Here is a 26370-nt window from a genome sequence, read left to right on the forward strand (position 1 = left end):
ATTTGAGCCGAATAAGAAATCTAATCGGCTCATGAGCTACAATTGGCAACAGGAAGGCTGGCCGGAATTTGAGTTTACACCCGGAATAATCGAGGATGTCCAACTCAAGTTTCTGCTGAAATCGGGGAAATCAAGTGGACGATATTCCGGAATTACAGAAGAGAAGAAAGACCAACTTCTCGTGGATATCCTCTTGTCCGAGGCAATCAAAACCTCGGAGATTGAAGGCGAATTTCTCAGCCGAGTCGATGTCATGTCTTCGCTGAAAAAGAACCTTGGTATCCATGAGGAGCAACCGCGATTAGTCAAAGATCATCGAGCAAAGGGCATTGCCAAGCTGATGGTCGCGGTCCGCCAATCTTGGAAGGCCCCACTCAGCGAAACGATGCTTTTCTCTTGGCATGAGATGCTGATGGAAGGAAATCGATATATAAAAGCAGGTGAATGGCGAAAGGGAACCGAGCCAATGCAAGTCGTTTCGGGTGCTTTGGGAAAAGAAATCGTCCATTTTGAAGCACCACCTTCTGAGCGAGTAAAAAATGAAATGGACCGATTTATCTCCTGGTTCAATTCCACGGCACCAGAAGTAGAAAAGGCGATACTAAATCCGATTTTGCGATCTGCATTGGTTCATTTGTATTTCGAAAGTATTCACCCTTTCGAAGATGGAAATGGCCGGATAGGTCGGGCTTTGGCCGAAAAAGCGCTGCATCAAGGAGTAGATCAGCCGATTTTGATTAGTTTGTCCCAAGTCATCGAGGCCCAGCGGCAGCTCTATTACGATCAACTCAAACAAGCCCAGCAAAGTCTTCAAGTAGATTCTTGGTTGCTGTATTTTGCTGATGTGGTGATGAAAGCTCAGGAAAAAGTGGAGGAACTGATTGAGTTTTCACTTCAAAAGACCAAGCTTTTTGATTCCTTTAGCAAGGAATTGAACGAGCGAGAATTGAAAGCACTTAATCGAATGCTGGATGAAGGTCCGGATGGATTTGAAGGCGGCATGAACGCTAAAAAATATATGTCGCTCACCGAAGCGTCTAAAGCTACTGCAACCCGAGACCTTCAGCACCTGCGTGACTTAGGGATTTTCGTAGCAGAAGGTGGCGGGCGAAGTGTGCGGTATCAGGTAAATTTACAATCCTAAAACCAAACCCTCCAAGGGACTTTAAGCCCTTGGAGGGTTAGCAAAAGATGAATCCCATGAATAACCTTATCCAACTCCGACATACCCTCCATCAATTCCCTGAAGTAGCTTTGGAAGAAAGCCAAACTGCTCAACGGATTCTGGAATTCTTCGATCCATTAAAACCAGATCAGGTATTTGAAAAATTGGGAGGTACAGGCTTGGCTTTCGTCTTCAAAGGGGAAAAGCCGGGAATGCGGATTCTTTTCCGTTGTGAATTGGATGCTTTGCCGATTGAGGATCTCAAAGAGAGTCCCTACCAAAGTAAAATTCCGGGAAAAGGACATCTTTGCGGGCATGATGGGCACATGGCAATCATCTGCGGACTGGGAGAAAAGCTAGCTCAAAACCGTCCTGAATCGGGCGAAGTCGTCCTTCTTTTTCAACCTGCAGAAGAAACAGGTGATGGTGCACAAGCTGTTATCGCTGATCCAAGATTTGAGCAAATCAAACCTGATTTTGCATTTGCGCTGCACAATCTTCCGGGTTATCCATTGCATCAGATCGTGATGCGAACCGGGACATTCGCAGCTGGAAGCACCGGAATGACAATTTATCTGAAAGGAAAAACTTCGCACTCTGCCCATCCTGATGCTGGAATCAATCCTGCCCAAGCGTTAGCCAAGCTCATCCAAGAATTGCCTCAATTACCAAAACAGGCAGAAGGATTTGCCTTGCTGACATTAATTCACGCTGAGTTGGGAAGTTTGGCTTTTGGAACTAGCGCTGGAAAGGCAAGTCTGAGTATGACCTTGCGTGCATTTGACCAGCAGGATTTGGATGTATTAATCGAAAAAGTGAAAGCTAAAGCCCAAACGATAGCTGAATCAGAGCGATTGCAAATTGACTTCAGCTTTGTGGAGCAGTTTGCCGTCTCTTTCAATGATCCAAAGCTTTATAAGTTGGTGGAAAATACGGTTCAAAACCTTGGAATTAGCTTAGTCGAAAAACCCGAACCTTTCCGTTGGTCTGAAGACTTTGGACTTTTTTCTCAAGTTTGTCCTTCGTTCTTGTTTGGATTGGGTTCGGGAGAAAATTGTCCTCAATTGCATGAAGGAACCTATGATTTCCCGGATGAATTGATTGAAACGGGAGTAGGGATGTTTGAAGGGATTTTAAGATTGCTTCAAAATAAACTTTAAAAAAAGGAGGTCGACTTTTGCCGACCTTTATCAATACTTTTATCCTGTGTTAAAGTTTTTACAGCTTCTGACTTGCTAATATTTTTAACTGTTTGTTAAGAGCCCTTTGTAATTACTCACAGTAGAATATTGAAAACATAGCCTGAAAAAATAATAAATAGTGTGACAACACCGAAATAGATTACAATTAATTTTAAGGACATGACTTTTTTCAGCAAAGTGGCTTCAGGAATGGATAAACCCACAGTCCCCATCATGAACGCTATGGCGGTACCAAGGGGAACTCCTTTTGCCACGAATACTTGAATGACTGGCACAATACCCGCTGCATTGGCATACATGGGTACTGCAAATATTACTGCAATGGGTACGGTCCACCATTGTCCACCTCCTAAGTACTGACCAAAGAAGTTTTCAGGGACGTAACCGTGCATGGCCGCACCAATGGCAATACCGATGATGACATAGATGACTACTCCTCTTACAATTTCCCATGCAGCTCGAGTAATGTCTGGTAAGCGCTGACGAAATGTTAAATGTTCTTCTTCGTACTCCCCTTGTTCCATCTTGTTTGCCAAGATTTTTTTGACCCAATCCGAAAGCAAGGGTTCCAAATTGAATTTGCTTAAAAGCCAACCTCCGATCGTCCCCAAAAGAATCCCTGAACCAGCATAGATGAGGGTAGCTTTTAATCCAAACATCCCAATAAACATGGCAATCGCTACCTCGTTTACAAGGGGTGAAGTGATTAGGAAGGCAAATGTTACTCCAAGAGGAATTCCGCCCTGAACGAAACCAATAAACAAGGGAACTGAAGAGCAAGAACAAAAGGGAGTAATCGCACCGAAAATCGAAGAAAAGAGGTACTCCAGTCCGTAAAGTTTCCTGCGATTAAGAAAGTCTTTGAGTTTTTCGATAGGCAAGTAAGCATTCACTATCCCCATCAAAAAGACGATCACAAACAGAAGAATGAGAATTTTCAGCGTGTCATACACGAAGAAATTCAGGGCTGTACCCAAATGGGTTTCTGCACCAATTCCGAAGACGGAATAGATTAGCCAATCCGCAAAGTGTTGAATCCAATCAAACATTATTTTGTACTTTTTGAGGTTGCCTTCACGGCAAATTGCACAGCAGCTTCCTTGGCAGAGGTTAGAACTGGGCACCAAACCTCAGGTATTCTTATATTTTTTTGGCCTTGAGCCATCTGTTCCCAACCTTTTTTCATTTTCCTTAAGTTGATTAGAGAGGCGATGAACATGATCATCATGCCACTCATCACCATGAGAACTGAGAAGATTAATTCGGTGGAAAATTCTGAAAAGAATGAAGTTTCAAAACCACCAGTTTTAACTCGCACGTAAACTACCCATAGGAGGATACTGACACCTATCATGGTCGACATCACAGTGAGATAGGCAGGAATGTTTTTTCTGGGGAAGGGATTCACATTATTCATTTTATTTGTAAGAATTGGTTAACAGCACTTACTTTCTTCTGCTTTTGAACTGCTTCCGCAGCATGAAGATTGAACCGATGACTGGGCCGGTGCTGGAGTTCCACAGCAGCCCGATCCTTGGGAGGCTACTACAGCTTGATTTCCTTTGGTAGGAAAGCCTTTTTCTACCCACCTGATAATACCCAATTTCATATTGACCACTTTTTCTGAATTGTATCCATGATTGATCAGGAATCCTGCTGCTCTCAGGCTTCTTCCGCCACCTCTACAGACCATGACGACTTCTCGGTCTTTTGGTATTTCGGTATAACGGTCTTCAAATTCGCTTAGTGGAATGTTGAGAAAAGATGGAACATCATAGGCCAATTCTTCAACTTCGTCCTTTTCACGAACATCGACTACCAAGGCACCATTTGCTACCCATCCTTGGGTTGTAGTTGGGCAAATTTCTTTTACTAAAGTTTGATTTTCCATGGATTTATTATTTTAAGAATGCAACGATTTCACTTACTTGAGCTATCCTTCCTTTGACTTTGATTTGGTCATCAATCATCAGCACTGGAGTGGTGAGGATATTGTATTTCATCATCTCTTCGATGTCTTCAATTTTTTCAACGTTGGCCTCTATGTTGGTCAATTTTAGTGCTTCGAGCACATTGCTGTAGGTGGTTTTACACTTGGGGCATCCCGGTCCTAATACTTTTATCTGGGTCATTTATTTTGATAATTTAAATTGATTCGTAAATGCACGAACATTCATTCGTAGTTCGCAATACTACGAACATAATGTTCAAAAAATTATTTCAGGATTTTGTTAAGTAAAATTTTGGCGAGGTTGAAATTCTCGCGATTGATACAATATCTGGTTGTAGGAGGCGTGATATTACCTTGAATGAGTCCTGCATCCTTAAGTTCATTCAGATGCTGAGACAAGGTGGACTTAGCGATGGGAAGCTCATTTGCCATGTCGCCGTGAAAGCAGCAGGCCTGAGAATTGAGCAATTCCAAGATGGCTATTCGCACCGGATGTCCTAGGGCTTTCGCAAAACGAGCCGTTTGCTCTTGCTCGGCTGTGAAATAATCTGTTTTAAGAAGAGTTGGCATTTAAATACATTTTAAAATGTTCGTGAATATACGAACAACAATTAAAACAGATTCATTATTTCTAACAATTATCAAAAGAAAAAAGGCCAACAATCGGCGGCCTTAGTGTTTTAGAAATCTGAATAATCAGTGGGATAAAGAAGCCGCTGATCGTTTCGGTTCATGATATTTTGGTACTCAGGCATTACTTTCATTCTGTCCCAGTCTGGATCGGTGCCGAATGCTTTCCAATGCGCATCCCGTGATTCCATATTGGTAAAAGTGGTCATATACATCAAGTTTGGCATATTTGCTCCAGCCATCACTTCTCCGTAGAATACCGGATTAAAATCCAACTTGGTGAAAATATCCATTTCACCGGAATTAAACATCTTGACTTTTTGCTTGTAAAGTCGCTCCGTTTGACTCTCGTAGCTTCTCAATTCATACACTCTGTCTTTCTTTGGTCCGGTCACTTTTGACTCGGTAAACCGAGGTTGCCCAGTAAAAGCTTGCATAAAAGCAGTTTCGATTCGCTTGTAGGGAGGATTGTCGTGAGGAGCGTTGATGTAGGCCGAGCCTGCAGTCTGATAGGTTTGGTCTTTGCTAAGCTTTCCCTCCATCTTCGAATAGGCTTTCATGGAAGAATACGGGATGAAGAGGTAAACTTTTTTCCCCGCATCGGGCTGCGAGGCGACAGGTTTGAAAACTCCAACTTTTGCGACGCCATTTCTGTGAAGTGCAGGCAAAAGTGCTTTTTCAAGGTAGGTGTCCAGCTGACTTTCCTGACTTGCATTTTCGATATGGTAAGTTCGAAGCTCGTAAAAATCCCTTTTGCCCTGAGCAAAAGAGGTAGCCGTCACAAAGGCAAATAGGAACAGTAAAGAAATTGGAATTAGGTTTTTTGTTTTCATGGCAATAGGTTTTTAGGGTTGATTGCTACTAAGAAATGTCAATTTAATCCAAAATAGTGCGAGATATTTTCCGTCTGTGGATTAGGGTTGGATTTTAGGGAATTTCAAAATTCAGACCTGGCAGGTTTTGGAAACCTGCCAGGTCTAAAGCCCCAAAAAAGCCCCGAAGGAATTTCCCACGGGGCTTGAATTTTAAATTACTTGAGTCAATTGAATCACTCTGAAAGCTAATTCCTTAGATTCTTCGGTCTTCCGTCCCTGTGCTGAGCAGCTTGCACGCCGTGGCGGGAAGTCGAAGCATCCCTCTTCCTACTTTTTATTCGCCTTCTTCATCGGATTGTCTCCGGTCGAAACCCCTCTAGCTCCACCTGCGCCTTTAAACATTTCGAAGCGGCTAGGCTGATATTGTCTCGGCCAGTAGTTGTTACTTTCGTCGATATCGGCAGTTTCTCGCTTGGGATCAAGTACGAAGCGCACGACTTCTTTTTGCTTCGCAAAAACCTTGGTCACTTGCATCTCATTTTTTCTCCAAATTTCGGCAGGGATTCGCTCGATTTCGGAAGTGCCGTCCGCAAAGTGGAATTCAATAATTAATGGCATTACCAATCCACCGACATTTTTGAACGTCATCTCATAGAAATTCATGTTACTATTAAAGACGGCTTTTTCTTTCTCGCTCAGACTTGCCACAAACTTCTTGTAAGTATCCTCATCTTCCGGAGTGACAGTGAACGGATTGTAGCTATTGTAGAAGTCACGGGTTTTGGGATCTGCTTCCAATACAGTCTGAGGCACATCCGTTTTGTTGAATTCACGGCTCACATAACTTTCCTCACGATCAAAAGCAGCTTTCGCCTCAGCTTTTCTTGCAGCAGGTGGTCTGTTATCCAGTTTGAACCAAGTGACATTTTCTAATGAGATGTCTACAGGATCAGTTCCGTAAAACCAGCCTCTCCAGAACCAATCCAAATCCACAGCCGAAGCGTCTTCCATCGTTCTGAACAGATCATCCGGAGTTGGGTGTTTAAACATCCATCTTCTCGCATATTCCTTGAAGGCATAGTCAAAAAGCTCACGACCCATGACAGTTTCCCGAAGGATATTCAACGCAGTAGCTGGCTTAGCATACGCATTAGGACCAAACTGAATGATGTTTTCCGAATTGGTCATGATCGGCTCAAGTGTGTTCTTTTCACTTCTCATGTAAGGCACAATCTTGTGTGCTGCTCCACGTCGTGAAGGATAATTTCTGTCCCATTCCTGCTCTGCCATAAATTGCATAAAGGTGTTCAATCCTTCGTCCATCCAAGTCCACTGTCTTTCATCCGAGTTGACGATCATCGGGAAGAAGTTGTGACCTACCTCGTGGATGATTACTCCGATCATGCCGTATTTAACAGCTTCAGAGTAGGTCCCATCCTCGTCCGGACGACCATAGTTGAAGCATATCATCGGGTATTCCATTCCGTTGCTTGCTTCTACTGAGATAGCAGTTGGATAAGGATAATCAAAGGTGTGTGCTGAGTAAGATTTGATAGTGTGCGCTACAACTTTGGTGGAATATTGCTCCCAAAGTGGATTGCCTTCTTTGCCATAGTAAGACATTGCCATTACGTCTTTTCCGCCTTGCTTCACTGCCATAGCATCCCAGATGAATTTTCGAGATGAAGTCCAGGCAAAGTCTCGGACATTTTCAGCTTTGTAGATCCAAGTCTTTTTGCCGGAAGCTTTCTTTTTCTCCAAAGATTCAGCTTCAGCTTGAGTTCGGATGATCACCGGCTCATCGTAAGTCTGCTTTGCTTTATTCCATCGGTTGAGTTCGGTGGAGGAAAGTACTTCTTCAGGATTCTGAAGCACTCCAGTCGCTCCGACCATGTGATCGGCAGGCACGGTGATGCGAACTTCATAATTCCCAAAGGTCAAGGCAAATTCGCCCGAACCCAGAAATTGCTTGTTTTGCCAGCCTTGATAGTCGGAATAAACCGCCAATCTTGGGAACCACTCCGCCATGGTGTAGAGGTAGTTTCCGTCTTTTGGGAAAAACTCATAACCTGGACGTCCGCCGATAAAGCCCATCCTATCGTGAATATTGAAGCTCCAATCGATGGAAAAGCTAAAGCTTTCTCCTGCCTTCAAAGGCTGAGGAAGATCTACTCGCATCATGGTTTTGTTGATGGCGATATTCAAGGGATTGCCTGAGGCATCTTTGATGGAAGCGATTTTCAGATCATAATCATCGGAGTGCCACAGAATTCCTTCCAGCTGTCGAAGGCTCATTCGTGAATTTAGGCTTGATTCGGTCACTTTTGGTGCGTCGGAATCCTTGCTTCTGTTGTTTTGATCCAGCTGAATCCAGAGGTAGGTCAACTGATCCGGAGAATTGTTGATGTAGGTGACAGTTTCAGATCCTTTGATGGACTGATTGTCGTCGTTGAGTTCTACATTGATCACGTAATTGGCTTGCTGCTGCCAATACATGTGACCCGGAGCTCCTGAAGCGGTTCGGTACACGTTTGGTGTGCGAAGCATGGGGCCCAGTTGCTCAAATCGGACTGCATGATTTTGCTCAGATTCTTGAGCTAGCAAAGGAGAAATTCCCAACAGGGTGAAAGCTGTGATTGCAAGTAATTTTTTAATCATAATATCAAAGCATAATTAGATTCCTAATAAACGAATTGGAAGTGAAACAGAAAAGTATTCTGTTTTTGACGGTAAATTTTTACCAAAATTTGGTTTCAAGCATCAGCATGCAGGCTACCCCTAAGACAAAAGCCGACACTACTAAGGTCCATTCTTTCCGATTGACTCCCGCTAAATTCACCAAAGTTGTCAAAAGCAGGTAGGAAGCGACAATCACAATTTGACCTACTTCCAGACCGATGTTGAATGAAAGAAGCGGTTGCCAGATGCTGGTTTCTTTTCCCAGTAATGCTTTAAGGTAATTGGAAAAGCCCAATCCATGGATCAACCCAAAGAAAACGGCAAAAAGGTAATTGAGCTGTATCCCGCGTCCCGTGCTTGGCTTGGGCTTGAATAGGGTAGCCACAGCGGTAAATGCAATCGTCACAGGAATCAAAAATTCGATGACCTCAGAGCGAACTTGGATGACATTAAATGTTGCCAAGGCCAAGGTAAGCGAATGACCGATGGTAAAAGCCGTGATAAGAATCAGTATTTTTTTCCAGTCTCTGGCCACATAGACTGCGCAAAGCGCCAACACGAAAAGGATATGATCAAAACCCTGAAAGTCCAGAATATGCTGTAATCCGAGTTTGAAATACAATTGAAATGAACCCATATTTAGGAAAAGCTACTGCGAAAGAACTAAATTGCGGCGAAAATACAGGTAAATTCCCACAAAAGGCGCAAAGCCCTGACAAATGCAGCAACTTTCCTTATCCGTGATTCTCTTTGTTTGGACATCTGTTTTCCATCCCTTTTTCATCAGTCTGACTGAAATGCGCTATAATCCGGAATCAAAAAAGATGGAGATCGCCCAGAAGATTTTTTGGGATGACCTGGAAGTGGCTTTGGGTAATGAATTCAAGGAAAAAGTGGATTTTCTCAATCCAAAAGATAAGCCAAAGCTGGAAGGCCAACTCAAGGAATATTTGCTAAAGCATAATCAAGTCGTGGTCAATGGAAAAGCTTTGACTTTAACTTATCTTGGGTTTGAAATCGAAGAAGATGCAGCTTGGTTTTACCTCGAATCCTCCCAAACTGAAATCCCCAATTCTGTCGAAGTCAAAAGCACCATCTTACTCAATGATTTTAACGGACAGCAGAACATCGTCCATGTTTACAGCCAATCCAAGTCTCCTCGAAGTTTGCTTTTGGGAAAAGGGGAGGAAAAGGGGAAGATTGATTTTTAGAAGTATCAAGACGCTAGATATAAGTATCAAGACGGTTGACGCGAGTGACAAAAGAGCAATAACCAATGGTCAATGTTCAATTCTCAAGACGGGGCAATCGTCCTTGAAAAAAGCCGCCAGAAATCAATCTGACGGCTTTTTACATCGGTCATCGATCATCCGACACCCGACATCACAGTTTCTCAAATATCCTTCTAAAGCTTGTCGCCTCGGCGATTCTGCCGTGAAGTTCGGAGATCGAAACACGTTCCTGTTCGGTCGTGTCGCGATGACGGATAGTGACGGTATTGTCTTCTAAAGTCTGATGATCGACAGCAATACAGAAAGGCGTTCCGATCAAATCCTGTCGTGCATAACGTTTACCGATCGAAGCCGCATCTTCATAAATAATGTTGAAATCATATTTCAGCAATTCCACGATTTCCTTCGCTTTCTCCGGAAGTCCGTCCTTTTTCACGATTGGGAGAATGGCAGCTTTAACTGGTGCAATCGCAGGATGGAACTTCAAATATGTTCGGCTTTTTTCGGCTGAACTTTCCTCTGTGTAAGCATTGCAAAGAGTCAAAAGGAACAAGCGATCTGCTCCGATGGAAGTTTCGATCACATACGGGATATAATTCTGATTGATTTCCGGATCAAAGTATTGCTGCTTCTTTCTGGAGAATTCCTGATGGCTTTTCAGGTCAAAATCTGTTCTGGAGTGGATACCTTCCACTTCTTTGAAGCCAAAAGGGAATTCAAACTCAATGTCCATTGCTGCATTTGCATAGTGAGCGAGTTTTTCGTGATCGTGTTTTTTAAGCTTTGCCGCAGGCGTACCCAAAGCCAAATGCCATTTCATTCGAGTTTCTGCCCAGAAGGCGTACCAGTCAATTTCTGTACCAGGGCGAATGAAAAACTGCATTTCCATTTGCTCAAATTCCCTCATTCTGAAGATGAACTGACGAGCGACGATTTCATTTCTGAAGGCTTTTCCGATCTGCGCAATGCCGAAAGGAACTTTCATCCGAGCCGTTTTCTGCACATTAAGGAAGTTGACAAAAATGCCCTGTGCAGTCTCAGGACGCAAATAAATGGTGGAGGAATCTTCTGCCACAGAACCCACTTGCGTGGAAAACATCAGATTGAACTGGCGCACGTCCGTCCAGTTAGAAGTGCCGCTGATCGGGCATTTGATGCCTGCGTTGGTGATCAAGTCACGGACTCCGTCAAGGTCTTCAGCTTCCAGCATTCTTGCCAAAGCAACAGTCAAGGACTTGCCTTTTTCTTCTTGACCTTCTTTTTCAAGTTTGGCAGCATGCTCTTCTACTAAGACATCGGCCCGGTAGCGCTTTTTGCTGTCCTTGTTGTCGATCATTGGATCGTTGAAAGAGTCCACGTGACCGGAAGCCTTCCAAGTGGTCGGATGCATAAAAATGGAGGCATCAATCCCGACGATATTGTCCTGCACGCGAGTCATGGATTCCCACCAAAGTCGCTTCAGGTTATTTTTCAATTCTACTCCATAAGCGCCATAATCATAGACAGCCTGCAAGCCGTCATAGATTTCAGAACTTGGGTACACAAAACCATACTCTTTAGCATGGGAAATAATATCTTTCAATTGAGCGTTTTCGCCCGGAGTTTCTGTCTTTGCCATAGGCCGCAAAAATAAGGAAACAAATTGATTTGAACCGATTTCTTGCTTGCTAGAGGTGAATCAAACCAGGGTTTTTAAGATTCTCGGAATGTCAGAGGGGAAAAAGGTATTAAAAAAGGCAAGGAGGTTTTACAATAAAATTGATCTATCTTAAAACTAACAAGTACAATTCTCGTTGATTCTTTTATTCCAAAACTAACTCACCCTAAGATGAATCAACGATTTTTATTAATTTTACCACTTTTGTTGCTGTCATTAAATGCTCAGGACCTGCCTGCTGAATTTAAAGAGTTTAGAGTAGGATTTTTAATAAATCCCTGCTTTGGGATGACCATTTATCTATAAATGAATAAGCCTCCGAAAGTCAATTTCGGAGGCTTTCTTCATAATATGGCTTGTGTCTAATTGCATATTCGTTTCTTAGCCAATAATTGAGACCAAGAGTGGAAATAGGGACAAAATTTTAATTCCGTCCTCTTCGGTCTCCCGTCTACTGTCTTCCATTCTATTTTTTTACCTAAACGTGTATTTGACTCCTACTCCTCCCCGGAGGTAGCTACCATATTCATCATAGAAGACCGGTGCTGCTTCGATCAAAAACCCAAAATTCTTATTGTCCAGTGGTTTGATCAAAACGCCAAAAGGGATCACCAAATAGGTTCCGTTGTAGTATCGGTCTCTTCTGTTGTAATAATGATCAAAAAGGCCAAGACCCACTCCCACATAGGCATTGACATCAGATTTTCTGACAAAATTATAAGCGCCCATTAATTCCAAGCCTATGGCCCGACCTAAACCTAAGCGAGCTTCGCCGAAAAACTCCTTGTCAGGATCGGTTCCTATAGTGATAAAAGTTCGGGTGTTTTGAAAGTTGATACCGGCACTTACTTGGGCTTCAGCAATAGAAACCAGACCCATCATTAGGATCGAGAAGAAGATTAATTTTTTCATTTTATCAAGAGTTGGTTGAATTTCCACCTAGACAAAGTCCAAGCCAAAATTCTTACCAACCGCCTTCTGATTGGGACACTTTTCTTCCTTCTTTGGCACTTTTGAAGGCCGATTCGATGATCTTCAACACGGATATAGTCTGAGGCAAAGTCACTTGAAGGGGCACGTCTTTCAGAATTGCATCTGCGACATTTTGATAAAAAATCCGGTAATCGCCATTTACAGTTTGCAAAGGAACAGTCTCATTTTCGAGATAAAGCTTTCCCCATCTTTCTTCAGGATCTACCCCCCAATTCTTTCCTTCGGGAATTCTCCCATCTTTGAAAGCCTGCTCCTGCACATCGAGAAAGAACTTTTGATAACTTCCTTTTTCTCCCAAAAGCAAAAATTTCGGTGTCGGCACATTCACCAAAACACCGGCAGTGACTCGAGCTTTGAAACCTTCATAGAAAAGCGAAATGTCAAAATAATCGTCTGCAATTGCGTTTTTCCGTTGTTTTTGGATGTCTGCAAAAATGGATTCAGGCTTTCCAAAAAGTAAAACCACTTGATCAATCAAATGTGATCCGAGATCGAAAGTGATTCCATTGCCGGGGACGTCTTTTTCTCGCCAGTTTTCAGAAACCACTGGGCGAAAGCGATCGAAATGAGATTCCAAATAGACCAATTCTCCGAGGGTTTTCTCAGCAACAAGCTTTTGCAGGGTTCGGAAATCACCGTCATATCGACGGTTATGAAAAACACTACAAATCAAATTTTTTTCCTTGGCAATTTGATCTAATTCTACAGCCTCATGGGAATAGATCGTGACAGGCTTATCCACCACGACATGCTTTCCCGCCAACAGGCATTGCTTTGCCATAGGAAAGTGAAACTCATTCGGAGTGGTGATACAGATAAGGTCAGCAAAGTCCCCTGACAGCAGCTCGTCCAAGCTTCGAACTGTCATCACATTGGGGAATTTCTCCTCACATCTATTGCCGTTTCGCTCCACAACAGCCACAAAATCCAAGTCAGGACAAACTGAGATCAAGGGGGCGTGCATTTTTTCGGCAACGGAACCATAGCCAACTAGCGCAGTACGAATAGGATTATTCATAAATGGAAAAATTTAAAGATGCATCTCACTCACCTTTTTCAGTAATTCTACTCTTGAGGTGACTTGCAGCTTAAGGTGAATATTTTTACGATGAGTTTCTATGGTTTGAATGCTTAGGCTCAGTGTTTCGGCGATTTCACGATTAAGCAATCCTGTACTGATCATTTTCAAGATTTGGGTTTCGCGTCTCGAAAGCCTGTATTTTTCCCGAAAAGCATCAAAAAAAGGAGTTACATCAGCCTGTTGGATTACCCGATTAAAGTCCACTACATATCTACCTTCATTTACTTCGTTGATCGTGAAGATGAGTTCATCAGGATCGGCATCTTTTAAGATGAAAGCATTTGCCCCAAGCTGTATACACTCTCTAAAAATTTTTTCCTCGTCATACATAGACAAGACGATCACCTTTAACTCAGGATGGTGCTTTTTACAATGGCGAAGTACACCGAATCCGTCGACTATTGGCATGTTGAGGTCAGTCAGGACAATATCAACAACCTCAGTATCCAAATACTCAAGCAGTTCTTTTCCATTGGGGAAAAGCCCGGTTACCAAAAATCCCTCATGCTCTTCTATGAGTCCTTCCAGTCCTTTAGCAAATAATTTATGGTCATCGGCAAGCGCGATTCGAATCATTTTTAGGAAAGCAGTTAAATTAAAAGGGGGAGAGGGAATTACTAAGGATTTTGGAAGTTAAAGGACTTAATTCAAAAAGGCAACTCTAAAGTGATATGTGTGCCTTTTCCGACGACAGATGTCAGATTAAATGAACCATTAATAGTTTCCATTCGCTTTTTTAAGTTGAACATCCCGCTCCCTGAGGTTTGTTGAGTGATATCAAATCCAGCTCCATCGTCTATGATTTCGATTTTTCTGAAAGCTTGATTGCTAGAGATCTGAATGATTATTAATTCGGGATGCGCATGTTTGATGGCATTGTTTAGGGATTCTTGGATGACTCGAATGAGGACAAGTTTTTGGTCTTTTTTCAATTCCAGAAAAGATCCATCCGAGCTCAAGGAAGTTTCACAATAGCCGGTTGATTTGATTTTTTCCAACTGCTGTTGAATAAATTCATCCAGTGAAATGGATTCCACCCAATCCAGATTCAGAGTCTTCGAGAGCGCTCGGACTTCTTTGATGATTTGATTGATATATTCCTTGCCTTCAGCTTGCTTTTCAGGTTTTTGAGAGTGAAGATTGAGCTTGGCCAGAGAAAGCAGCTGTCCGATGTTATCATGAAGCTCACGTCCGATATGTGTCAGTGTTTCCTGCTGGATTTCATTTTCTACGTTGAGCAGGGTCTTTTCATGTTCAACTCGTATCTGATCGAGTTTTTGCCGATTTTGAACTTGTCTTTGGCGATGGATGAATACCATTGCAACCACAAAAACTGACATTAGGAAAGCAAAGAATATCCCCCCAAAAAGAATTAAAAGAAATTGACTTTCCTGTTCAGACATGAATGATTTCGTGTTGAAATTTATTTTTAATCACGAGTGAGTATATGCCCAAGCAAAGCAGCAGATTGCACAGTATTGCCATATTCTTCGGGATTTCTATTACCATATAAAAAATATCTAAATGATTGGTATAAAGATATTTATATGAAATATAGATCATGAAAGACGAAGAAATGTAAAATAAAATAACAGTGGTTACCCAAAAGCTAAATTCTCTTAATGGATTTATTTCCAAAAACTCATCAAGTGTAATTAATTCAAAAAAATACAAACCACAGCAGATTAGGACCATAACTGAATTAAGAAATGAAAGATATTCCCCCGTGTCATTAATTTGAGCAGTTCCGCAGAGATGCAAAAAAACAGAAATCAGAAGAAAAAGTATAATTAATAAATTGACCATCTTTTTGTGACTCTTCTTTTTAAGAAAACTCCGGATTAATAGAAAAAATAAAATAGCAGTAATATGAACATTGAATAGATTATATACCCATTGGTTTACTAATTTCTGAGAGATTAAAACCGCTGCTAGTATTTCGTAGAAAGCAACAATAACCACAATTATAAGTGACAGTTGAACGGCCTCAATTCTTTTTTGCTTTTTGGAAAGAATGGAATATCCCAGGATGCCTACCACTGCAAAACTTCCTAAAAGGATATGGTAATAGCCAATTCGATCAAAAAATAAATCAAAGGTAAATTGATCCATTTGAGGTAACTATTGGCAATAAGGCGGGCAAATTTGCGCTTTGTTGTAATATGTCGGCTCTTCGGTTTCGCCTAAAATCTCGATTTTTCCACTTTCCGAAGAAGCGGTCATGACAATATTTACTCTGCCTACGTACTCATCGGGATTTTCAGGATATAGCTTTTTTGCAACTTCCTCTGTGTATTCGGTGAGGTAAAATTTAATTCCTCCTGCTTTAGGATCGGCCAAGATTTCCTCTAGCGTTTTTCTATCGAAAAATAACCAGTCTGTCTGATTATCAATGTCTCCTTTTTTCCCTTTTCCGGGTTTCCCTTTTTTGACTTCCTTGTCATACTTCGCTTTCATCTGATCGAAGTCTTGCTTACTGATTTTCATTTGTCGTAATATTTAAGATCGTTAGTGAAAAATTTTATTTGTTTCAAAAGATACTAGATTTTAACGGTACGAGACAAGAAAAAAGGAGCGAGATTTCTCCCGCTCCTTTTCCTTAGATTTTATAGAAAGTTTTAAGCTATTTTCTTACCTTCTTTTGCGACTTGTGCTACCTCGTTTTCAATTTCTCGTTTCATCAAATCCACCACAATCGGAGTGGCGATGTAGACTGAAGAATATGTACCAACGAGGATACCAATGAAGAGTGCAAAAGAGAATCCTCTCAAAATTTCACCTCCGAAAATCAACAATACAAGCACCACAATCAGTGTAGTGAATGATGTAATCAATGTTCTTCCCAAAGTTTGGTTGATCGAATCATTGAATACTTTCACCAGTTTGTTTGTACCTCGGTTTTCGATGTTTTCACGGATACGGTCAAATACAATCACGGTATCGTTTATCGAGTAACCGATCACAGTCAATACCGCTGCGATGAACACCTGATCAATCTCGAATGTCGCTCCGAAAGCACTGGCAATAGCAAATGCCGCAATCACAAACAACGTATCGTGAACCAATGCCACAATAGATGCTAGTGAGAACTGCCACTTGCGGAACCTTAGGAGAATGTAAAGGAAAATAACAATTAAGGCTACGATCATAGCTTTCCCTGAAGAGGCTTTGATGTCATCAGCCACTGTTGCACCTACTTTGGAAGATCCGGTGATTGAAAACTGACTTGCTCCGATCTGTTCAGCATTTTCGACAAAAGTAAATCCGGTCACTTTCGAAATTCCCTCTTTTACTTTGGACTCTACTTCCTTATTGGATGCATCGTCATCTTCATTAATCAAATAAGAAGTGGTGACTTTCAGTGTATTGTTTGAGCCATAGGTTTTTACTTCTACCGAGCCGTCAAATTCACTGTCAAGTCCAGTTTTCAGATCTGAAGAAACTACTGGCTCGTCAAATGCTACGATATAAGAACGTCCACCGGTGAAATCCACCCCGAATTTCAAACCGTTGATCGCAGCGATTCCAAGTCCGATTACTATAATAGAAGTGGAAATAATATATGCCACTTTACGCTTGCCCATGAAGTCGATATTCAAACCAGAAAGTGCATTTTTTGCAAAAGGAGCGGTAAAGTTGATGTTGCTCTTGTCACCTTTTGAGGTCATCCAAGACACAATCACTCGGGTGATGAATACCGAAGAGAAGAAAGAACAAGCAATACCGATCATCAATACGATGGCGAATCCTTTAACCGGTCCTTGGCCCAATGCAAACAAGATTGCACCTGTTAGGAATGTGGTCACGTTACCATCTAAAATCGCAGAGAATGCTTTGCTATAACCTGCATTGATTGAGGCCATAAGTCCGACTCCGTTTCGGAGTTCTTCTTTGATTCGCTCAAAAATCAACACGTTCGCATCAATCGACATACCGATGGTCAATACAATACCTGCAATACCCGGTAAAGTCAAGGCCGTGCCCAATTGCGCAAGGATACCGAGAATGAAGAAGATGTTAAACACCAATGCAGCAATGGCAACCAAACCGCCTTTGGCATAATAAGCAATCATAAATAAGACTACCAAGGTAAGACCGGCAATCATAGAGAATGCACCTTGACGAATAGCTTCCTTACCAAGTGTAGGTCCTACGATACTTTCTTCGACGATCTGAGTTGGTGCAGGAAGTGATCCCGATTTCAGGATATTTGCCAAATCCTGGGCTTCCTGAATGTTGAAATTTCCCGAAATTTCAGACTGACCGGTTGGAATTTCTCCATTTACCACAGGAGCAGTGTACACATAATCATCCAAAACGACGGCGATTCTTCTGCCAATGTTTTCGCTGGTTAGCTTTCTCCATTTTCTTGCACCTTCGGCATTCATCTGCATGGATACAGCTGGACGGGAAGTCTGGTCAAGAGTCTGTCTTGCATCTGTTACTACATCGCCTTCAAGTGGTGCTTGGTCACTTCCACGTGTAGTTTTGATTCCATAGAGCTCCAGCAATTCACTACCATCTGTTGCTTTGACTGGTTTTACTCCCCACAGTAATTTGAGGTCTCTTGGTAGGAAAGACTTGTAGCGCTCATTTTTAATAATTCTGTTGATGGTGATGGTATCACGTACATCGTAAACCAAGCCATTTCCTTTTAATAAGCTGATTATCGGCGAAACATTATTTGCATTATTGGCCGGATCAAGTTGTTGCAGTTGTTTTTCCAGCGCATTTCTCAACGAATCTTCGGATGAAAGATCCTGAGATGTGGTGTCAACTGAAGCTGGAGTAGCTTTTTGATCAGCTACCCATGTGGTATTGATAGTTTCGAGAGCTCCACCATACTCGTTCAATTCCAACACTTCCCAGAATTGGAGTTTGGCTACACCCTGTAGCATATTTCTCACACGCTCTTGGTTGTCTACACCCGGAAGTTCGATCTGTATTCTACCTGAGCCTGAAATTCGCTGGATATTTGGCTGAGAAGTACCAAATCGGTCAATACGAGTTCTTAGGATGTTGAACGAACGTCCGATTGCATTTTCTACTTCAGTGTTGATTATATCCAGGATCTCTTTATCAGAGCTCTCCAATGAAATTCTTCCTCGGTTAGCTGCAGTTGCGAAAATGTTGCTAAGCTTTTTTCCCGGGTTGTTTTTTTGAAAAGCAGTGTAGAAGAGGTCTACATATCGGGTATTGGAAGTTTTCGCTTCTTCACGCGCCTCAGCAACAGATTTGTTGAATCCTTCATCCTTTGGATTTCCTGCAAGTCCTTTCACGATTTCAACCGGAGAAACCTCCAATGTCACGTGCATACCGCCCTGAAGATCGAGTCCTAGTCCAAGTTCGGTTTCCTTGATTTCCTGATAAGTGAAACTGCCTCCGAGGAATTTGTAAACAGGCTCTCTCCAGACGGAGTCCAGATAGGCTCTTTTTTTGGCAAAGTCGATATTGCCAGAGGTGTCTGTTGCAAAAGCTTCAGCTTTTTTCTGAACACCATTTGATACTAATGTAAATGACAAATAGTACAGACATAAAACTGTAACAAGCACTGTCAAAAACACAATTATGCCTTTGTTTTGCATAAGGGTTAGTTATTTAAATTGATTAGGGAATACAATTGAATGCTTAACCTGAAGTAGGTTTAGCGGGAATAATTAAAAAGTGAAATGGAATATCAGGGACCTTTGGTCGAGATGATCCGCTCAAAAAGAATTTCTACCAATTGATTAGGGTAGAAAGCGGAAACTGCCTGAAGGCTTGGAATTTTTAATTCGAAACTGAAAATCTGATAAATAAGAATCAGTACAGTATCTGCAACGTGAAGTACAAATGGTACCACTGCATCTACAGCTACGCTTATGAAGGACTGATTTTGATTCCCAGTGGACTGTTCAGTTTTGTGAGTATCTCCGTCCTGAGGGATATATTCCACACTGGAAATAAACAGGCAAAACAGCAATGCCATTAACAGCGTGAACCGCTGCTGGAAAAGACTGTTATGGATTGTCCTGTTTTTCATGCGAGGCAAATATAGACAATATTTGAAAATCAAGCCTTTTGCCTTGCTTTTTTTGAATCATTTACCTGATTTGGATCGGAGATAAGTTCGGACGACGTCCAAAGCCATATCGAAATTGGAATTATTGGGCACGATCAGGTCCGCTTCATTCTTGAATGGTTTGATGTATTTCTCATAGGTGGGCATCACGTGCATTTCATATCGATATAATACATCATCGAGATCATAGCCGCGCTCCACTTTATCCCGAATAATTCTTCGCTTCAATTTGATATGATCTTTTGCGTCAATGAAAATTTTCAAGTCAAGGAGGTCGGACAATTCCGGGTAATAAAGCACAAAAATCCCCTCTACTACAACCACAGGCGCCGATGAAAAAGTTAGCATTTTTGGTGTTTTTGCAGCATTGTTAAACGTGTACTCTTCACGAAGGACTGTTTCGCCATTCTGTATTTTGCGAATGTCAGCCGCATACTGTTCAAAGTCGATGCTGTGCGGCGTATCAAAATTATGAACTCCCTGAGAATCTATCGGCTGCTGATGACGTGGCTTATAGTAATTGTCCTGCGAAATCAGGCAAACTTCCTCGGGTTCAAAACTGCTAAGTAACCGCTCCAGAAATAATGTTTTTCCAGAGGCTGAACCTCCTGTGATCCCGACGATAAATGGTTTTTTCATTGAAGCCAAAGTTAAGGCATTTTAGGTTTGAACTCAGAATTTTCTATTGTTAAGAAATGAAATGAGGGCTTTCACCGCTTTTCCACGATGACTGATCTCATTTTTTTCTGCAATGCTCAATTCCGCAAAAGTCCGATCGTATCCTGAAGGCTTAAAAAGCGGATCATATCCAAAACCACCGGAACCTACTTTTTCAGCTAAAATTTTTCCTTCGGCAGATCCTTCAAATGCATATTCCTTTCCATCAAGAATCAAGGCTATGACTGTTCTGAATTTTGCTTTTCGGTCGCTTTTCCCCTTCATTTTATTCAAAAGCAATTCAATATTCCGTTCGTCACTTCTGGGTTCACCGGCGAATCTGCCTGAATAGACACCGGGAGCTCCGTCTAGCGCATCCACTTCCAGACCCGTGTCATCTGCAAAACAATCGACTCCGTAATTAGACTTGACATAACGGGCCTTTTGGAAAGCATTATGGTCAAGCGTATTTCCTGTTTCTGGGAGTTCTTCATAGCATCCAATATCCTGAAGCGAGACAATCTCAAAATCACTACCCAAGGCAGCTTTTACTTCTTCTATTTTCTTGATGTTGTTTGTGGCAAAGCAGATTTTCATGGAGAAGTTGAGTGTTTGGAAGAATTTAGACCAACATGCAAAGGTTGCAGAGAAATTTGAAAATCACTTATTTTCGGGCATGAAGAAAATCACAATTTACTGCGGCTCAAAGAAAGGAAATAGTGGAGTTTATGAGGCGGGTGCACGTTCATTGGTACAGGAAATGATCAAGCGAGATCATTCACTGGTGTATGGGGCAGGGAGAGTTGGCTTGATGGGGGTCATCGCGGATGAGATGCTCGCAGCAGGCAAGGAAGTTCTTGGAATCATCCCTCAAAAATTGGTCGATCGGGAAGTGGCGCATACAGGTTGTACCGAACTCATTATCGTGGAGACCATGCGAGACAGAAAGTGGCTTATGGCAGAGCGTGGAGATGGTTTTATAGCGATGCCAGGAGGAATTGGGACACTGGAGGAACTTTTTGAAATCATGACTCTGAATCAGCTTCATTATATCCAAAAACCTCTTGCCTTGTATAATGTAAATGGATATTACAACAGGCTTATCGATTTTTTGAACCATGCTATGGAAGAAGGATTTCTGTATCCAGAGCAGGAGGAGATGCTGATCATCTCTGACGATCCTGTGGATTTATTGGATCAAATGTCGTCATATCAAGCTAGAAGACCCGCGGATTGGTGACATTGTCCAGCGTTGAATTCAAGGAGTTAAAATTTCTAAAGCTCTATGCTAATTATGTTTAGAGTTTCGTTTTTATGTTAATTCCAGTGCAGTCCTTCTGATTTAAAGAAGATAAATTGTACCTTTGTAAGGACCCTGATCATTGTATGATAGACAAGCTTTTTCCTTTAGACAAAAACTACATCCTAAGGCAAGCCCAATTTGTTTTGGAGGAAGAATTGATGGATCAAATGGTCTATGAATTGAAGCGGTCTTACACTTATTTATACAATCCTCTACAATTGATGGATCAGACTTACGCCAAGATTCTGGATACGTTTGAATTTCCCAAAGACAGAGTTCAAATGATCTACAGACAACTTTGCGGGATCTATCGATTTAAAAATCGAGATAATCAACTGGAGTTACTTTTTGATGGTCGTTCTCACTTTGACAAGTTTAAGGAAGAATGGGAAGCCTGCTTTATTTCCTGGTTAAAAGAGCTCGGCCAACACGAACAATACGTCAAAACGATGCTTAGAATGACCTTGCTATATGATACCGAATCGAGAGCAGAGTGGGCAGAAAATCACTGCAAAGCATTCATCAATCAATACTTTGAATTGAAAGTGGTGAAAAGACAAGGAGAATTGAGACTGAAAGTAGGATAAACCTCGTCCTAGAGATAATAAAACAAAAGCCATCATTTCGATGGCTTTTGTTTTATAGGATGATTTCAAATCTGTCTAGAAGTTTGGACTCAATACATATTTGTTATAGAAGTCATCGATCACCTTGACAGCTTCAGTTGCATCGTCAACTACGGAGAACAGATCGAGATCTTCTTCTTTGATGTAATTATTTTCTGCCAAAAGTGTTTTTTTGATCCAATCCACTAATCCTCCCCAATAAGATTTGCCAACTAGGACAATGGGGAATCTGCCGATTTTGTTGGTTTGGATTAAAGTGAGGGCTTCAAATAATTCGTCGAGCGTCCCAAATCCACCGGGTAAAACAACGAACCCTTGGGCATAACGCATAAACATTACCTTACGGACAAAGAAATAGTCGAAGGTCAACAACTTGTCTCTATCGATATAAATATTGTTGAATTGCTCAAAAGGAAGGACAATATTTAACCCTACTGACTTTCCTCCCTCAGAGTAAGCACCTTTGTTTCCGGCCTCCATTATACCCGGTCCACCGCCAGTGATCACACCATATCCGTGGCGGACAAGTTTGGCGGCAATTTCTTCAGCCATTTTGTAATATTCATGATCTCTCGGAGTTCGTGCAGATCCAAATATTGAGACGCAAGGCCCGATTTTGGCGAGCTTCCCATAGCCTTCTACAAATTCAGACATGACTTTAAAAATCGCCCAGGAATCTTCACTTCTGATTTCACTCCAGTCTCGTTCTTTGAAGGCTCGCCGGATTTTTTCTTCGGCTTTGTTGTCTTCCAAATTGCTCATGTTACTTCGTTTTAGTTGTTCAAAAAAACGATTCTGATCGTTAAATGGTGGTGTCTTCTGTGCTTTGAATTTTAAATTACTGATAATCAAAGGGAAAAAATGCAGGAAGGAAAGAATTTTATCAGGTTTTCTTCCAGTACTTTTGCTTTCTGAATAATTTAAGAATGAATTTATTTGAAAAATCCGAAGCGGTGAGACAACTCTTTCAAGACTTGGAAGAAGAGTCTCGGCAATTTCATTCCGAGGCAGGGATGGGCTGTGTTTCCGGTTGCGGATTTTGTTGCGCAAACCCAGAAATTCCAGCCTCACCTTTGGAATTTTTACCATTGGCTTTTGACCTGTATGAAAAAGGAATTGCTGAAGAAATAGCAAATCAATTAGCACTTCAAGATCAATTGGGAAATTGCATAGTTTATCGGTCACAGCAAACTGACCCTACCAAGGGATTTTGTGGAAACTATTCAAATAGAGGTCTGATATGCAGACTTTTTGGGGCCTCTTCCCGTAGGAATAAATATGGGAAAAACGAACTCATTACTTGTAAAATCCTGAAAGCGGAAAAAAAAGAAGCTTTTGAAATCGCCGCATCCCGAATCAATTCAGATCTGGAGATTCCTACAGCTACAGCTTATTATACTCGATTGGCAGATGTGGATCAATCTTTGGCTAGTCAGTACCCAGTCAATCAGGCGATTTTGATGGCGTTGGAGTTGGTTTTAAGGTTTAAATTTTATGAAATCGAGCATGACTAAAAAGTCACAGGCTGAGATGATTATAAACCATGCAAGATTCCATGTGGCCATAAAGAAAAAATTATAAACACATGAAATCGAGCATGACTAAAAAGTCACAGGCTGAGATGATTATCGACCTAGCGAGATTCCACCTGCCTGCCGGCAGGCAGGTATGGCTATTGAAAAAAAATTGTAATCATATTAAAGTGCAGAATCGGGCGATGCTGTTTGATTTTTTTGCGGGGGAGTTTTCAAGTATATTCGATCAAGAAAAATGGAAAAATTGGGCTAAAAACCCCTTACATTATGTTTAAAATAACCGAAATCATTCATACCGTAAAAGGAATTATAGAAACCCGAGTTGGGCTTCTCAAGCAAGATTTACAAGATGAATTTGTAAGGATACTGTCACGTGTTGTACTGATGATGGTCATGGTCATCTTGTTGTTATTAGTATTCTTGTTCCTGTCTATATCCTTGGCCTTCTATTTGAGTCAATTAACCAAAACACCCTATTTGGGTTTTTTGATTGTAGCATTGATTTATTTTTTGGCAGTCTTGGTGATGTATCTCACGAAGGAGCCACTTAATTTTCATGGAAGAATAGAGTTAGCGCTGAAGAATTTTATATTAAATTTTAAAAAGAAACGAATAGAAGAAGACAATGAATAACGAACTTGAAAGGAAATCAGAAGAATTGCAGCAGACTTTGGCTAAGCAATTGGAATTGTTTAAAAAAGACTCTGAAGAGTGGTTGAAATTGGGTGCAGTCGTAGCAGTAGGTGCATTATTGACCTACGGGATAGTGAAAGTGGCAAGTAAGAAAAAGGCTAAATCCACCGATAAGGCATTGGATCTCTTAGAAAGAGAAGGTCTTCTCAGTGACGATATTAAAGACCGATTGACGAAATCCAACAAGTCAACTTTCTGGCCCGGATTCACACAAAGGCTTATAATATTGGGACTCGCATTGGCAAAAGACAGAATATATGACTCACTATTTTCTCCTGCAGCAGAAGAAAATGAAGAAGGTGAAAGAGGTCAGTAAAATCATTAAAAATCTTTCAAAAACTCGCCATAAAGGAATTGCATGGCTTGTAGATCCCGAAAAGGAAAACGACTTCAATCAATTTGGCTGGGTTAAAGATTCGGGTTTGGATCTTATTCTGGTAGGTGGAAGTGGTTTTTCTTTTGAGACCTTTGAAAAGACGATTCAATCTTTAAAAAAAATAGCCGGGTCAATACCCGTTTGTATTTTTCCAGGATCCTATCTTCAGTTATCCAATAAGGCAGACGCTATATTTTTTATGTCGCTGATATCGGGCAGAAACCCGGAATATTTGATTTCTCATCAAGTTCAAGCTGCAACTTCAATTAAAAAATTTCGATTGGAAGTTTTGCCAACAGGCTACATTCTGGTCAATAACGGAGAGCTTCTCAGTGTACATGCTGCCAGCCAAACTTTACCCCTCTCCAATGATAATCCGGAATTGGTAAAAGCTACCGCTCTGGCAGGAAAATTTCTCGGTATGCGTTTCTTTTTCCTTGATGCTGGTAGCGGCGCAACTTATCCAGTGAGTCCAGCTGTAATTTCCACAGTCAAAAAAGCAACTAAATGTCCGGTAATTGTGGGTGGAGGACTGACAAATTCAGAAAAGGTAAGGTCAGCTTTTGAGGCTGGAGCGGACTTGGTGGTGATCGGGAATACCATAGAAAAAGACCCCGGATTTTTGTCCGAGGTCTTGAAAATTAAGCAGGTTTACAACCACTCATTGAGCATTAATTAGTGAATCTCTCCTTCGCATTTTTCCGGCAGGAACACCATACATCATCTTAAATCGACGGCAAAAATAGGCGGTATCCTTGTAGCCTACATCTTTGCCAATGTCTCGAATAGATTTCTTGGAAGTACGTAGCAGAACCACCGCCGCCTCCATGCGCTGGTATTCGATGTAATCCTGAGGATTGATTCCTGTGAGCATTTTGAAGTATTGCCCAACATAATCCTCGGAGACATTTGCAACTTGAGCCAATACCTTGTTTGATAGATCACCACCGATATTTGCTTTGATGAAGTTAAAAAGATCAATCAACCTTGGGTCTTTGAAATAAGTCGAATTGGTAGAGAGTTCTTCTGTAAAAAGTCTGTTTTTCAATATGTGTCTCAAGAGTTCAATCACCAAGACTTCGGTCTGAGCTTTGAGTGAGCGTTCTTTTCCCACGTTAGTGCCTTCAAGTTCCTTGATCAGATCCTCCACCAAAGAGGCTACACGATCATTGAATCGAATGATGAATGGAGGAATATCCAATGAGTTGAAAAAATTCACCACGTCAAATACCTTGGATTCAAATTGAATCAAAGAAATACAATCCTCTTCAGTGGTTTTGATTTCTCTGAAGCTGAGGCTTTGAAGATATTTTCGCTTGGAATCTACAAACTGCTCCATATTCAGCTCATTTTTCTTGGTACCTGCGCCAAATGTGATTTGGGTTTTTTGTCCTTTTGGAAGAAACAAAACCTCACCTTCATTGACATGTTCTTGATCCTCTCCAAATTTCAAAGAGCCATGATAAAGTAGGATCAGGCTATTTTCGTTTTCGACGTAGTTGGATACAGATACTGGCTTTTCGATTTTGAAGTTGTTTCCTTTCAAAAATCTAACGTGTACGGATTCGATGACTTTGTTATAATAGTCCATAGCAAAAAGATAAAAGATACCCGACAAAAATATAATTTTTCCAACTTAAAAACAGGAATATTTTGTAATTGACCGATGGAAAATAAAAAAAGGGCATAATTAATTGTAATTATACCCCCTTGA

The 26370-nt window shown here is 41.4% G+C and carries 30 protein-coding genes; 10 read left to right on the forward strand and 20 right to left on the reverse strand.

Annotation, left to right across the window (positions count from 1 at the left end; all coding sequences use genetic code 11):
* Positions 1-31: 31 nt before the first annotated feature.
* Entirely contained in the window at positions 32-1144 is a 1113-nt protein-coding gene (locus tag ACK4HU_RS13665) for a Fic family protein (RefSeq protein WP_409807630.1), read from the forward strand.
* Between the two features lie 56 nt (positions 1145-1200).
* Entirely contained in the window at positions 1201-2325 is a 1125-nt protein-coding gene (locus ACK4HU_RS13670) for an amidohydrolase (RefSeq protein ID WP_409807632.1), read from the forward strand.
* Between the two features lie 116 nt (positions 2326-2441).
* On the opposite strand, the gene ACK4HU_RS13675 is transcribed toward ACK4HU_RS13670, so the two are convergent.
* From ACK4HU_RS13675 to ACK4HU_RS13710, 8 genes are all read right to left on the reverse strand, one after another.
* On the reverse strand, positions 2442-3416 hold the full coding sequence (locus ACK4HU_RS13675) for a permease (protein WP_409807634.1): 975 nt from the start codon (positions 3414-3416) through the stop codon (positions 2442-2444).
* A complete protein-coding gene (locus ACK4HU_RS13680; RefSeq protein ID WP_409807636.1) occupies positions 3416-3784 on the reverse strand; it encodes a hypothetical protein in 369 nt (122 codons plus the stop codon). Before ACK4HU_RS13680 ends, ACK4HU_RS13675 begins: the two co-directional genes overlap by 1 nt.
* Positions 3785-3802: 18 nt before the next feature.
* Entirely contained in the window at positions 3803-4258 is a 456-nt protein-coding gene (locus ACK4HU_RS13685) for a rhodanese-like domain-containing protein (RefSeq protein ID WP_409807638.1), read from the reverse strand.
* Between the two features lie 7 nt (positions 4259-4265).
* Entirely contained in the window at positions 4266-4499 is a 234-nt protein-coding gene (locus ACK4HU_RS13690; RefSeq protein ID WP_409807640.1) for a thioredoxin family protein, read from the reverse strand.
* 83 nt (positions 4500-4582) lie between these two features.
* A complete protein-coding gene (locus ACK4HU_RS13695; RefSeq protein ID WP_409807642.1) occupies positions 4583-4888 on the reverse strand; it encodes an ArsR/SmtB family transcription factor in 306 nt (101 codons plus the stop codon).
* Positions 4889-4998: 110 nt separating this feature from the next.
* Complete coding sequence (locus ACK4HU_RS13700) at positions 4999-5781, reverse strand: NIPSNAP family protein (protein ID WP_409807643.1); 783 nt, start codon at positions 5779-5781, stop codon at positions 4999-5001.
* A 309-nt stretch (positions 5782-6090) separates the two neighbouring features.
* Positions 6091-8421: a M1 family metallopeptidase gene (locus ACK4HU_RS13705; protein ID WP_409807645.1), complete on the reverse strand. Its 2331-nt coding sequence runs from the start codon at positions 8419-8421 to the stop codon at positions 6091-6093.
* 79 nt (positions 8422-8500) lie between these two features.
* Complete coding sequence (locus ACK4HU_RS13710) at positions 8501-9079, reverse strand: HupE/UreJ family protein (protein WP_409807647.1); 579 nt, start codon at positions 9077-9079, stop codon at positions 8501-8503.
* A gap of 82 nt (positions 9080-9161) precedes the next feature.
* On the opposite strand from ACK4HU_RS13710, the gene ACK4HU_RS13715 reads away from it, so the two are divergent.
* A complete protein-coding gene (locus tag ACK4HU_RS13715) occupies positions 9162-9653 on the forward strand; it encodes a DUF6702 family protein (protein WP_409807649.1) in 492 nt (163 codons plus the stop codon).
* Positions 9654-9825: 172 nt separating this feature from the next.
* On the opposite strand, the gene ACK4HU_RS13720 is transcribed toward ACK4HU_RS13715, so the two are convergent.
* The 10 genes from ACK4HU_RS13720 to ACK4HU_RS13765 all read right to left on the reverse strand — a co-directional run bounded on the left by ACK4HU_RS13720 (position 9826) and on the right by ACK4HU_RS13765 (position 20720).
* Positions 9826-11292, reverse strand: a complete 1467-nt coding sequence (locus ACK4HU_RS13720; protein WP_409807651.1) for a glycine--tRNA ligase — start codon at positions 11290-11292, stop codon at positions 9826-9828.
* 513 nt (positions 11293-11805) lie between these two features.
* A complete protein-coding gene (locus ACK4HU_RS13725) occupies positions 11806-12243 on the reverse strand; it encodes an outer membrane insertion C- signal (RefSeq protein ID WP_409807652.1) in 438 nt (145 codons plus the stop codon).
* Between the two features lie 52 nt (positions 12244-12295).
* Positions 12296-13342: a Gfo/Idh/MocA family oxidoreductase gene (locus tag ACK4HU_RS13730; RefSeq protein WP_409807654.1), complete on the reverse strand. Its 1047-nt coding sequence runs from the start codon at positions 13340-13342 to the stop codon at positions 12296-12298.
* 12 nt (positions 13343-13354) lie between these two features.
* Complete coding sequence (locus ACK4HU_RS13735) at positions 13355-13981, reverse strand: response regulator transcription factor (protein ID WP_409807656.1); 627 nt, start codon at positions 13979-13981, stop codon at positions 13355-13357.
* 71 nt (positions 13982-14052) lie between these two features.
* Positions 14053-14808: a sensor histidine kinase gene (locus ACK4HU_RS13740; protein WP_409807658.1), complete on the reverse strand. Its 756-nt coding sequence runs from the start codon at positions 14806-14808 to the stop codon at positions 14053-14055.
* A 718-nt stretch (positions 14809-15526) separates the two neighbouring features.
* On the reverse strand, positions 15527-15892 hold the full coding sequence (locus tag ACK4HU_RS13745; RefSeq protein WP_409807659.1) for a molecular chaperone DnaK: 366 nt from the start codon (positions 15890-15892) through the stop codon (positions 15527-15529).
* Positions 15893-16023: 131 nt separating this feature from the next.
* Positions 16024-18990, reverse strand: coding sequence for a protein translocase subunit SecDF (gene secDF, locus ACK4HU_RS13750; protein WP_409807661.1), 2967 nt, complete (start codon positions 18988-18990; stop codon positions 16024-16026).
* A gap of 92 nt (positions 18991-19082) precedes the next feature.
* Positions 19083-19427 carry a hypothetical protein gene (locus ACK4HU_RS13755; protein WP_409807663.1) on the reverse strand — a complete coding sequence of 115 codons (345 nt, stop codon included), beginning with the start codon at positions 19425-19427 and terminating at the stop codon, positions 19083-19085.
* 57 nt (positions 19428-19484) lie between these two features.
* Positions 19485-20105, reverse strand: coding sequence for a uridine kinase (udk, locus tag ACK4HU_RS13760; protein ID WP_409807665.1), 621 nt, complete (start codon positions 20103-20105; stop codon positions 19485-19487).
* A 33-nt stretch (positions 20106-20138) separates the two neighbouring features.
* A complete protein-coding gene (locus ACK4HU_RS13765; protein ID WP_409807666.1) occupies positions 20139-20720 on the reverse strand; it encodes a non-canonical purine NTP diphosphatase in 582 nt (193 codons plus the stop codon).
* Between the two features lie 79 nt (positions 20721-20799).
* Here ACK4HU_RS13765 and ACK4HU_RS13770 point away from each other — a divergent pair, with 79 nt between their 5' ends.
* Positions 20800-21363: a TIGR00730 family Rossman fold protein gene (locus tag ACK4HU_RS13770; RefSeq protein WP_409807668.1), complete on the forward strand. Its 564-nt coding sequence runs from the start codon at positions 20800-20802 to the stop codon at positions 21361-21363.
* A 146-nt stretch (positions 21364-21509) separates the two neighbouring features.
* A complete protein-coding gene (locus tag ACK4HU_RS13775; protein ID WP_409807670.1) occupies positions 21510-22013 on the forward strand; it encodes a hypothetical protein in 504 nt (167 codons plus the stop codon).
* Positions 22014-22088: 75 nt separating this feature from the next.
* On the opposite strand, the gene ACK4HU_RS13780 is transcribed toward ACK4HU_RS13775, so the two are convergent.
* Positions 22089-22814, reverse strand: coding sequence for a TIGR00730 family Rossman fold protein (locus tag ACK4HU_RS13780; protein ID WP_409807671.1), 726 nt, complete (start codon positions 22812-22814; stop codon positions 22089-22091).
* Positions 22815-22978: 164 nt separating this feature from the next.
* On the opposite strand from ACK4HU_RS13780, the gene ACK4HU_RS13785 reads away from it, so the two are divergent.
* The 5 genes from ACK4HU_RS13785 (at position 22979) to ACK4HU_RS13805 (ending at position 25335) form a co-directional block, all read left to right on the forward strand.
* Positions 22979-23566, forward strand: coding sequence for a YkgJ family cysteine cluster protein (locus ACK4HU_RS13785; protein WP_409807672.1), 588 nt, complete (start codon positions 22979-22981; stop codon positions 23564-23566).
* Between the two features lie 83 nt (positions 23567-23649).
* Positions 23650-23862, forward strand: coding sequence for a hypothetical protein (locus ACK4HU_RS13790; RefSeq protein ID WP_409807674.1), 213 nt, complete (start codon positions 23650-23652; stop codon positions 23860-23862).
* Complete coding sequence (locus ACK4HU_RS13795) at positions 23855-24220, forward strand: phage holin family protein (RefSeq protein WP_409807675.1); 366 nt, start codon at positions 23855-23857, stop codon at positions 24218-24220. The genes ACK4HU_RS13790 and ACK4HU_RS13795 overlap by 8 nt, the downstream gene beginning before the upstream one ends.
* On the forward strand, positions 24213-24596 hold the full coding sequence (locus tag ACK4HU_RS13800) for a hypothetical protein (protein WP_409807677.1): 384 nt from the start codon (positions 24213-24215) through the stop codon (positions 24594-24596). The genes ACK4HU_RS13795 and ACK4HU_RS13800 overlap by 8 nt, the downstream gene beginning before the upstream one ends.
* Positions 24571-25335 carry a geranylgeranylglyceryl/heptaprenylglyceryl phosphate synthase gene (locus tag ACK4HU_RS13805; protein WP_409807679.1) on the forward strand — a complete coding sequence of 255 codons (765 nt, stop codon included), beginning with the start codon at positions 24571-24573 and terminating at the stop codon, positions 25333-25335. The genes ACK4HU_RS13800 and ACK4HU_RS13805 overlap by 26 nt, the downstream gene beginning before the upstream one ends.
* Here the strand turns inward: ACK4HU_RS13805 and ACK4HU_RS13810 are convergent.
* Entirely contained in the window at positions 25318-26247 is a 930-nt protein-coding gene (locus ACK4HU_RS13810; protein WP_409807680.1) for a helix-turn-helix domain-containing protein, read from the reverse strand. The two genes, ACK4HU_RS13805 and ACK4HU_RS13810, sit on opposite strands and share 18 nt — an antisense overlap.
* Positions 26248-26370 lie beyond the last annotated feature (123 nt).

Source organism: Algoriphagus sp., from assembly GCF_046296635.1.
Classification (GTDB): domain Bacteria; phylum Bacteroidota; class Bacteroidia; order Cytophagales; family Cyclobacteriaceae; genus Algoriphagus.

Coding starts and splice junctions, on each gene's coding strand:
- ACK4HU_RS13720 (WP_409807651.1), bottom strand. CDS start 11,292: ATGGCAAAGACAGAAACTCCGGGCGAAAACGCTCAATTGAAAGATATT.
- ACK4HU_RS13775 (WP_409807670.1), top strand. CDS start 21,510: ATGATAGACAAGCTTTTTCCTTTAGACAAAAACTACATCCTAAGGCAA.
- ACK4HU_RS13805 (WP_409807679.1), top strand. CDS start 24,571: ATGAAGAAGGTGAAAGAGGTCAGTAAAATCATTAAAAATCTTTCAAAA.
- ACK4HU_RS13690 (WP_409807640.1), bottom strand. CDS start 4,499: ATGACCCAGATAAAAGTATTAGGACCGGGATGCCCCAAGTGTAAAACC.
- ACK4HU_RS13800 (WP_409807677.1), top strand. CDS start 24,213: ATGAATAACGAACTTGAAAGGAAATCAGAAGAATTGCAGCAGACTTTG.
- ACK4HU_RS13700 (WP_409807643.1), bottom strand. CDS start 5,781: ATGAAAACAAAAAACCTAATTCCAATTTCTTTACTGTTCCTATTTGCC.
- ACK4HU_RS13695 (WP_409807642.1), bottom strand. CDS start 4,888: ATGCCAACTCTTCTTAAAACAGATTATTTCACAGCCGAGCAAGAGCAA.
- ACK4HU_RS13735 (WP_409807656.1), bottom strand. CDS start 13,981: ATGATTCGAATCGCGCTTGCCGATGACCATAAATTATTTGCTAAAGGA.
- ACK4HU_RS13810 (WP_409807680.1), bottom strand. CDS start 26,247: ATGGACTATTATAACAAAGTCATCGAATCCGTACACGTTAGATTTTTG.
- ACK4HU_RS13795 (WP_409807675.1), top strand. CDS start 23,855: ATGTTTAAAATAACCGAAATCATTCATACCGTAAAAGGAATTATAGAA.
- secDF (WP_409807661.1), bottom strand. CDS start 18,990: ATGCAAAACAAAGGCATAATTGTGTTTTTGACAGTGCTTGTTACAGTT.
- ACK4HU_RS13680 (WP_409807636.1), bottom strand. CDS start 3,784: ATGAATAATGTGAATCCCTTCCCCAGAAAAAACATTCCTGCCTATCTC.
- ACK4HU_RS13785 (WP_409807672.1), top strand. CDS start 22,979: ATGAATTTATTTGAAAAATCCGAAGCGGTGAGACAACTCTTTCAAGAC.
- ACK4HU_RS13740 (WP_409807658.1), bottom strand. CDS start 14,808: ATGTCTGAACAGGAAAGTCAATTTCTTTTAATTCTTTTTGGGGGGATA.
- ACK4HU_RS13755 (WP_409807663.1), bottom strand. CDS start 19,427: ATGAAAAACAGGACAATCCATAACAGTCTTTTCCAGCAGCGGTTCACG.
- ACK4HU_RS13715 (WP_409807649.1), top strand. CDS start 9,162: ATGCAGCAACTTTCCTTATCCGTGATTCTCTTTGTTTGGACATCTGTT.
- ACK4HU_RS13765 (WP_409807666.1), bottom strand. CDS start 20,720: ATGAAAATCTGCTTTGCCACAAACAACATCAAGAAAATAGAAGAAGTA.
- ACK4HU_RS13685 (WP_409807638.1), bottom strand. CDS start 4,258: ATGGAAAATCAAACTTTAGTAAAAGAAATTTGCCCAACTACAACCCAA.
- ACK4HU_RS13770 (WP_409807668.1), top strand. CDS start 20,800: ATGAAGAAAATCACAATTTACTGCGGCTCAAAGAAAGGAAATAGTGGA.
- ACK4HU_RS13675 (WP_409807634.1), bottom strand. CDS start 3,416: ATGTTTGATTGGATTCAACACTTTGCGGATTGGCTAATCTATTCCGTC.
- ACK4HU_RS13670 (WP_409807632.1), top strand. CDS start 1,201: ATGAATAACCTTATCCAACTCCGACATACCCTCCATCAATTCCCTGAA.
- ACK4HU_RS13730 (WP_409807654.1), bottom strand. CDS start 13,342: ATGAATAATCCTATTCGTACTGCGCTAGTTGGCTATGGTTCCGTTGCC.
- ACK4HU_RS13790 (WP_409807674.1), top strand. CDS start 23,650: ATGACTAAAAAGTCACAGGCTGAGATGATTATCGACCTAGCGAGATTC.
- ACK4HU_RS13745 (WP_409807659.1), bottom strand. CDS start 15,892: ATGAAAATCAGTAAGCAAGACTTCGATCAGATGAAAGCGAAGTATGAC.
- udk (WP_409807665.1), bottom strand. CDS start 20,105: ATGAAAAAACCATTTATCGTCGGGATCACAGGAGGTTCAGCCTCTGGA.
- ACK4HU_RS13725 (WP_409807652.1), bottom strand. CDS start 12,243: ATGAAAAAATTAATCTTCTTCTCGATCCTAATGATGGGTCTGGTTTCT.
- ACK4HU_RS13705 (WP_409807645.1), bottom strand. CDS start 8,421: ATGATTAAAAAATTACTTGCAATCACAGCTTTCACCCTGTTGGGAATT.
- ACK4HU_RS13780 (WP_409807671.1), bottom strand. CDS start 22,814: ATGAGCAATTTGGAAGACAACAAAGCCGAAGAAAAAATCCGGCGAGCC.
- ACK4HU_RS13710 (WP_409807647.1), bottom strand. CDS start 9,079: ATGGGTTCATTTCAATTGTATTTCAAACTCGGATTACAGCATATTCTG.
- ACK4HU_RS13665 (WP_409807630.1), top strand. CDS start 32: ATGAGCTACAATTGGCAACAGGAAGGCTGGCCGGAATTTGAGTTTACA.